An 8,192-nucleotide genomic window follows, 5' to 3' on the forward strand; every position below is an offset into this window, starting at 1 on the left:
CCCATTATGGGCAAGGATAGAGAATGACCAAAACAGTAAGTACTCTCGTGCACTAGATGATGCAAACAGAAAGCTATTTGCAAGTTTAAAGCCCTCTCTCTCCTTAAATCCTAAATACACCCGAGCATCAACTAAGTTGTACTTGGTTGCGTTAAAACACCTTCTTCACTCGTTTGCTCACGTAGCTTCTTTTCCCGGTAAATATGATTATGTTTCTCTACCCTTAAATCCAAATGGATATCACACCGAGAGCAATTATGGGCATCTATCATATTCTGCTATTAGTTTGTTGCTTGAAGTCATGGGTAAAGCGCATGGTTTCATACTGGTAAACAAAGGCACTTACAACAGAGAGACGGGAGAAGGGCAGTGGACACGGATTGGGCTGAATCCAACCTTTAAAGATTGGCTCGTTAAACAGCGCTTAGTGTTTCCTAACCATCCATACGGATACACAGCTCGCCCAACAAGTAATCCGAAGCCTAGTCTCGTAGTCATCTCTTCCCTAGATGACGATGATCAGCGTGTCTACACAGCTATTGAACGAGAGTTTGCTCCTCGTGAACAATTCTTGGTTGAAGCTAACAAACGCCTCAAACGATTGAAGATAGATATTGCCTATCCAGACTACGCCACATACCTAGCTTCTTGGAACTTTAAAGATGGCTCTAGCAAGTTAACGGGCATGATTGGTAATCAGCTATTCCGTAGCTTCTCCGAGCAAGATGGGAGTGGTGGGCGTCTCTGGGGTCACTGGGTACAGCGCTGTCCTAAGGTCATACGACCGCACCTGACTTTCGATCGTCAGCCTGTCTATGAGGGTGATTATGCGTCAATGCAGATGACCCTGATGTACGCCCTAAAAGGTATAGAAAAGCCGTCAGGCGACCTGTACGACATAAGTGATGACATCCGCAGGTACTGGATGAAAACTATACTCACCAAGACAATCGGTAGCTCCTCTCGTACGCAGGCAATAGGAGCCATTAGGAAGGAGATGAAGGTTGGCTCGCCTGATCTGATGAGTGAAGCTGAAGACCTGTACGAAATGTTCTGGAACTATCACGCTGTCGTACGTGACCTTCTTTTTAATGGCGGGGCGTGGAAGAGGCTTCAGCTCATAGAAAGTGAGATCGCCCTTGAGGTCATAGCCATGCTTTTGGAGCGTGGCATAGTGACTATTCCTCTACACGACAGCTTTATAGTCAAAGAGAAGTTTGCGGATGATCTGGACGAGATCATGCCGTTAGCATACAAAAAGGTTACATCAGAATTGCAATAAAGCTTTAAGTCTCTGCAGGGATAATAATTGTTCGCAGTTGGTGCTAATCTAACCATATGATTTTATTTACGTTGTAGGTATCTATAGTGTCAGAAGCACAAAAGAAACAACTAGAAGCTCAGCTCTGGAACATCGCAGACACTCTGCGTGGCAAGATGGATGCTGATGAGTTCCGTGATTACATACTTGGCTTTATCTTCTACAAGTACCTCTCTGAGAAGATGGAAGACTACGCCAACGAGATTCTGGCTGAGGATGGCGTTAGCTACTTCGACATCATCGGCACGGCTGACGAAGACGACTATATAGAAGCGATCCAAGAAGAGGCGATTGAGAAGCTTGGTTACTTCCTTCGCCCTGAAGAGCTGTTCTCTGAGGTAGCAAAGCGTGGGGCTACCACCTTTATCCTTGAAGACCTCACCAGCATCCTCCGAAGCATCGAACAGACAACAATGGGTACTGAGTCAGAAGATGACTTCGTACACCTGTTTGAAGACCTAGACCTGACATCCACCAAGCTGGGCAAGACAGTAGACGCTCGTAACAAGCTCATCGTGCAGGTGCTTACCCACCTCAATAACATCAACTTTGAGCTGAAGAACCACGATAGAGACGTGCTAGGTGATGCCTACGAGTACCTGATTGGTCAGTTTGCCGCTGGTGCTGGTAAGAAGGCGGGTGAGTTCTACACCCCACAACAGGTCTCCAAGATACTGGCCAAGCTGGTAACGGTCGGTAAGTCCAAGCTTAAGTCTGTCTATGACCCTACCTGTGGTTCTGGTTCGTTACTGTTGCGTGTGGCTAAAGAGGTGAACGAAGTCTCTAACTTCTATGGTCAGGAGCTTAACCGCACTACCTATAACCTCGCTCGCATGAACATGATCATGCACGATGTGCACTACCGTAAGTTCGACCTAAAACAGGACGATACGCTTGAGCATCCTCAGCATATGGATCAGCGTTTTGAAGCAATCGTAGCTAACCCGCCCTTCAGTGCGAAGTGGTCAGCGAATGACCTGTTCCTGAGCGATGACCGTTTCAGCCAGTACGGTAAGCTCGCACCGTCCTCTAAGGCGGACTTTGCCTTCCTACAGCACATGATCCACCACCTAGACGAAAACGGCTCTATGGCCATCGTACTGCCTCATGGCGTACTGTTCCGTGGTGCGGCTGAAGGTCATATTCGTAAGTACCTGATCGAAGATCGCAACTACCTAGACGCTGTTATCGGTCTGCCTGCTAACTTATTCTTTGGTGTCGGAATACCTGTCTGCGTCCTTGTGTTTAAAAAGTGCAGAGAGGATTCCGATAAGGTTCTGTTCATTGATGCATCGAACGATTTCGTTAAGGCAGGCAACAAGAATGCTCTGACCGATGAGCACGTAACAAAGGTTGTAGATACTTACACAAACCGTGAAGCGATAGAGAAATACTCGCACCTCGCTTCAATGGCCGAGATCAAAGAGAACGACTACAACCTCAACATCCCTCGCTATGTAGATACCTTTGAAGAGGAAGAACCTGTGGACCTTGCGGCAGTCAGTGCCGAGCTACAAACACTTGAGGCTGAAATGACCACCACCGATGCAACGATAGCCAAGTTCTGCGAAGAGCTGGGTATCGCTAAGCCCTTTTGATGGAGGTGGTGATGAGTAATGTGCCGAAGTTGAGGTTTGGGGAGTTTGACGGAGAATGGTCACTTCACTCAATTGGTGACTTATCAGACTGTATTGTGCCGGGGCGGAATAAGCCCAAATCTTTTGATGGCTCAATACCGTGGATTACGACACCAGACATATCTTCTAAGTACATACTGGGATCAGAGACAGAACTCAGGATAACAACCGATGAAGCACAAAGGACCGGTAATAGGGTTGTTCCTGTGGATTCGATTATTATGTCTTGTGTCGGTGAATTAGGGGTAACGGCTATTAACAAAACCCCTATTGTTATAAATCAGCAGTTGCATGCATTTTTGCCACAAGACAACCAGTCGGTAGAGTTTTTAGCCTATCAGATAGGTCGGCAAACAAAATATATGGAAATTGTTGCAACTAAAACGTCTGTACCATACATGAATAAGCAATCATGTAACTCGATTCCGATTACTTTACCCACGCCATCGGAACAACAAAAAATAGCCGCCTTTCTCACCGCTGTCGACACCAAGATAGAACAGCTCACCCAAAAAGAGGCACTGCTCAAGCAATACAAAAAAGGCGTGATGCAGAAGCTGTTCTCACAAGAGATACGCTTCAAAGCTGATGATGGGAATGAGTTTCCGGAGTGGAGTAACGCAAAATTGAGCCAAGTGGCTGACGTTGTTGGGGGAGGTACTCCTGATACTTCAATCTCAGATTACTGGGATGGTGAGATAGATTGGTTCACACCAACCGAGATTAAAACCAAGTATCTAGGACATAGCGCTCGAAAGATTTCTGAGAAGGGTCTGGCTAAGTCCTCTGCAAAACTGCTTCCTGTCGGAACCCTATTACTCTCAACCCGAGCTACTGTTGGAGATGTTGGGATTTCAACAGCTCCATGCACAACGAATCAGGGTTTTCAGTCCCTCGTGGTCAACGATCAAAATGATCACGAATTCGTTTATTACTGGATATGCTTTAACAAGAGAGAGCTAGTAAGGCGTGCATCTGGTTCTACATTTCTAGAGATCGGAAAAAAAGAGCTTTCGCAAATCATTATCCAGAGCCCATCGCTTGAGGAACAGAGCAAAATTGCAAGTTTTTTGCAGTCACTTGATTCAAAGTTAATGCATCTGGCAGATCAACTGACCTCAGCCAAAACCTTCAAAAAAGGTCTGCTCCAGCAGATGTTCGTGTAGGAGTAAACATGAGTAAACAGAGCGAAGCAGTTCTAGAAGATAACCTTGTTAAACAACTCATCAAGCAAGGCTATGACGCTGTATCTATTCCTGATGAAGATGCCCTGCTTGCTAACTTCCGCTCTCAGCTAGAAAAGCACAACAAGGTTACGTTAAGTGATACAGAGTTTAGCCGTGTGCTCAACCACCTGAACAAAGGCAATGTCTTTGAGAAGGCGAAGATACTTCGAGACAAGTTCGCACTGCTCAAAGACGATGGCGATACGCAGTACATAGAGTTTCTAGATAGCGAGCATTGGTGCCAGAACCGCTTCCAAGTTACACAGCAGGTCACTATCGATGGGAAGTACAAGAACCGCTATGACGTTACCCTGCTCATTAACGGCCTTCCACTCGTCCAGATAGAGCTTAAAAGACGTGGCATAGAGCTTAAAGAAGCTTTCAACCAGATTAACCGCTACCAGCGTCACTCGTTCGGTTCCAATAGCGCTCTGTTCAACTACGTACAGATATTCATCATCTCTAATGGGGTGAATACCAAGTATTACTCCAACAACCGCAAGCAGTCATTCAAGCAGACCTTCTTCTGGGCGGATAAAGAGAACAAGAACATCACCAACCTTGATCAGTTCGCAGAGACGTTTTTAGAGAAGTGTCATATCTCTAAGATGATCTGTAAGTACATTGTGTTGGCTGAAGTACCCAAGATTCTGATGGTGCTTCGCCCATACCAATACTATGCGGTAGAGGCGATTGTTGATCGGATCAAGAATAGCAATAAAAACGGCTATATTTGGCATACGACTGGATCAGGTAAGACGCTGACCTCATTTAAAGCGGCACAGATACTCACCAAGCTCCCTGAAGTGGAGAAAGTGGTATTTGTTGTTGACCGTAAGGACTTGGATTACCAGACCACGAAAGAGTTCAACAGCTTCAGTGACGGCTCTGTAGACGGTACGGACAATACTCGTGTGCTGGTTAATCAGTTCTTAGGTAAGCACACAGACAATAGGGGTGTGGCGAAAGACAGTAACCTCATCATCACCACCATCCAGAAGCTCAACACCGCTATCAATAAGCCACATTACCTCTCGCAGATGGAGTCAGTGAAAGATTGCAAAGTGGTGTTTATCTTTGACGAGTGCCACCGTAGCCAGTTTGGTGAGACGCACAAGAACATCACAGGCTTTTTCACTAACGCTCAGCTAATCGGCTTCACAGGTACGCCTATTTTCCCAATTAGTGCAGTAGCCAATAAATATGGTAAGCGCACAACAGCGGAGTTATTTGGAAATATCTTGCATCGGTACGTTATTACGGATGCAATAAATGACGACAACGTACTGCCGTTCTCTGTGGAGTACATAGGGCGATACAGAGAGAAGGAAGGCTCAGCTACTGAAGTAGATATTGAAGTTGAGAACATAGACATCAAGGAGCTATTGGAGAGCGATGAGCGCATAGACAAGATCACTGACTACATCATCGCCAACCATGACCGTAAGACCCACTCTCGTGAGTTCTCCGCCATGATGTGCGTAAGCAGTGTAGATGTACTCTGCAAATACTACGAAGCGTTCAAACGTAAAGGACATAAGCTCAAGATAGCGACCATCTTCAGCTACAACGCTAACGAAGAGGATAAGGATGCTAACGGCATCTACGAGATCGGTGAAGCGAGCGTAGAGTACCTTGTGAATGCACCAGTTAATGAGCACAGCCGTGACAAGTTAGAGAGCTACATAGAAGACTACAACCAGCTCTTCGGCTCTCGCTTCACCACCAGAGACTCACAGAGCTTCTACAACTACTACAACGACATCTCCAAGCGAGTTAAGAATAGAGACATTGACCTACTACTGGTCGTGAATATGTTCCTGACGGGCTTCGATAGCCCCACGCTGAATACATTGTACGTAGATAAGAACCTCAAGTACCACGGCCTCCTACAGGCATTCAGCCGTACCAACCGCATACTCAACGAGATGAAGAGTCAGGGTAACATCGTCTGCTTCCGTAACCTGAAGAAGAACACAGATGATGCCATTGCTTTGTTCTCTAACAAGGACGCTAAAGACATCATCCTGATGCAACCATACGAGCATTACGTTGAGCGGTTTAATACTGATGTAGAGGCATTGCTGGCCGTTGCTCCAACTGTTGATAGCGTTAATGACTTACCTGATGAGGACGCTAAGCTCGCCTTCGTACAGGCTTTCAGGGCGCTCATGCGTACTAAGAACATTTTAGATGGCTTCAGTGACTTCAAATGGGCCGACCTAGACCTTACAGAGCAGACCTACGAAGACTACAAGTCCAAGTACCTTGATCTTTACGAGCAGTTCAAAGGCAAGGGTGATGGCGAGAAGACCTCTATTCTAGATGACGTGGACTTTGAACTGGAGCTGATCCACAAAGACGAGATCAATGTTGCGTACATCCTTGCTTTACTGGCTAAGTACCTTGAAGCCAATGAAGAAGAACAGCCTAAACAGCGTGAGCACATCCTCAAGCTACTGGATACCACACCAAACCTACGTAGCAAGCGAGAGCTGATAGAAGCCTTCATCATGCACGAGATGGATGGCATTGATCCTAATGAGGTTGAAGAAGAATTCGAGAAGTTCGTAGCTGTAGAGCGTGAGAAGAGCTTTAAACAGCTCGTAGAGGACGAGAACCTGCTGGAGATAGAGCTGGGTGAGCTTATAGATACCTACCTATACGATGGACGAACACCTCTTAAAGATGATGTAGCACGAACAATGCGAAACAAGCCAAAGCTATTAGAGCGTAGAACAGTTGTGCCTAAACTGCTTGGACAGATAACTGGGTACGTCGAGAAGTATTACCACTTTTAACTAAAAACATGAGTTATTAATGATTATTAAGTCAGCCATATTTCTGTTGATAGTAACTTTATCAACTATCCCATTAAACTTCTTGATACTTAGAATCGCACATGAATTTAAAATGCAGACGATGTTGCTAAAGACTTTGTCACCATTGTTAGCTCTTTTAGTTGCCTGTGTTACTGCTTTGCTGGCGATTAGAATGTTCATCAATCAAGAGAAGTAAGGGGCAAGTTTTGAAATTCCTTGAATTGGTATTAAAGCACATAAATGGACGCTTTAACTTGAAGATTTCGTTTCTGCTTAACTTTATTTTTATCGGTAGTGTCATACTCAGTTTAGCGGCATTTGCTACCCCTGCGTTCAATGAACCTCTACTTGTAAAAATCATCAGCTGGTTAGTTTCTATAGTTTTGGCATTATTTTGGGGAGGGTTAGCTCTAGGAAGCACTAGAGCTGGACTGAGGGTGTACACAGATACCAAGTCATCTTATGGATATAGATTTTGGGGAGGTGTGGTAACACTTCTGACTTTATTCCTTGTAGCCTTAATCATTGTAGATTTTGTAAGCCTATAAAGATGCAATCCTCAGCTCATCAAATGAAAAAACATACCAATCCTATTACCTCAATCTCTCTCTGAGTATGTCTTGCATCAAGTCCTTGTCTAGATTGTGATGCTGACCCTCAAGCAAATACACATTACTCTCACCAATTATTTCAGTATACGTAGCCAGCAAAGGTGGATCGTATAGCTCATCCTCCGTTCCAACAAATATTGCCGTACGCTCAGGCAGGTTAATCCGTCTCTCTTTAATTGCATTGCTAACTCGAACCGTAGCTGGAGGGCGTGAGTAGTACATACGGTCTTTAGCCATAGCTTTACCCAGCACCGGTGACAGAAGCACTACCTGCTCTAATTCATGCTCGAAGTCGATAAGTGAGAGAATGGTAAGGTAGGCTCCATAAGAGTTAGCTATCAGTGTGCCGGTACCATGATTGGTTATAGCTCTTCTTATCTCAACTATCTGTTCATCAACACATTGTCTAAGGAATGGAACACTGACAGATACACCTGAATAGTTTGGTACCAGTGTGCTGATATATCCACCCAGCCCCTTGGTATGGTCACCACCTCTGCCCGTAATGTATAGCACTTTATCTGTCATTAAGTGGCTCCGCTTTCTTGTTAGAATGCATGTCAGTCCGCAACGAA

5 protein-coding genes are annotated in these 8,192 nt (G+C 45.3%); 4 read left to right on the top strand and 1 reads right to left on the bottom strand.

Annotated elements, in window-relative coordinates:
• The first annotated feature begins 286 nt into the window (after positions 1-286).
• The 4 genes from XMM312_RS11360 to XMM312_RS11375 all read left to right on the top strand — a co-directional run bounded on the left by XMM312_RS11360 (position 287) and on the right by XMM312_RS11375 (position 6,985).
• Positions 287-1,282 carry a hypothetical protein gene (locus XMM312_RS11360; protein WP_173489281.1) on the top strand — a complete coding sequence of 332 codons (996 nt, stop codon included), beginning with the start codon at positions 287-289 and terminating at the stop codon, positions 1,280-1,282.
• 86 nt (positions 1,283-1,368) lie between these two features.
• Complete coding sequence (locus XMM312_RS11365; protein ID WP_173489282.1) at positions 1,369-2,919, top strand: type I restriction-modification system subunit M; 1,551 nt, start codon at positions 1,369-1,371, stop codon at positions 2,917-2,919.
• Between the two features lie 11 nt (positions 2,920-2,930).
• Entirely contained in the window at positions 2,931-4,124 is a 1,194-nt protein-coding gene (locus tag XMM312_RS11370) for a restriction endonuclease subunit S (protein WP_173489283.1), read from the top strand.
• Between the two features lie 8 nt (positions 4,125-4,132).
• Positions 4,133-6,985 (top strand): type I restriction endonuclease subunit R, encoded by a 2,853-nt coding sequence (locus XMM312_RS11375; protein ID WP_173489284.1) that lies wholly within the window; start codon positions 4,133-4,135, stop codon positions 6,983-6,985.
• A gap of 614 nt (positions 6,986-7,599) precedes the next feature.
• Here XMM312_RS11375 and XMM312_RS11380 read toward each other — a convergent pair.
• Positions 7,600-8,145 (bottom strand): hypothetical protein, encoded by a 546-nt coding sequence (locus XMM312_RS11380; RefSeq protein ID WP_173489285.1) that lies wholly within the window; start codon positions 8,143-8,145, stop codon positions 7,600-7,602.
• Positions 8,146-8,192: the final 47 nt, after the last annotated feature.

Source organism: Marinobacterium sp. xm-m-312 (assembly GCF_013283295.1).
In the GTDB taxonomy this organism is placed as follows: domain Bacteria; phylum Pseudomonadota; class Gammaproteobacteria; order Pseudomonadales; family Balneatricaceae; genus Marinobacterium_E.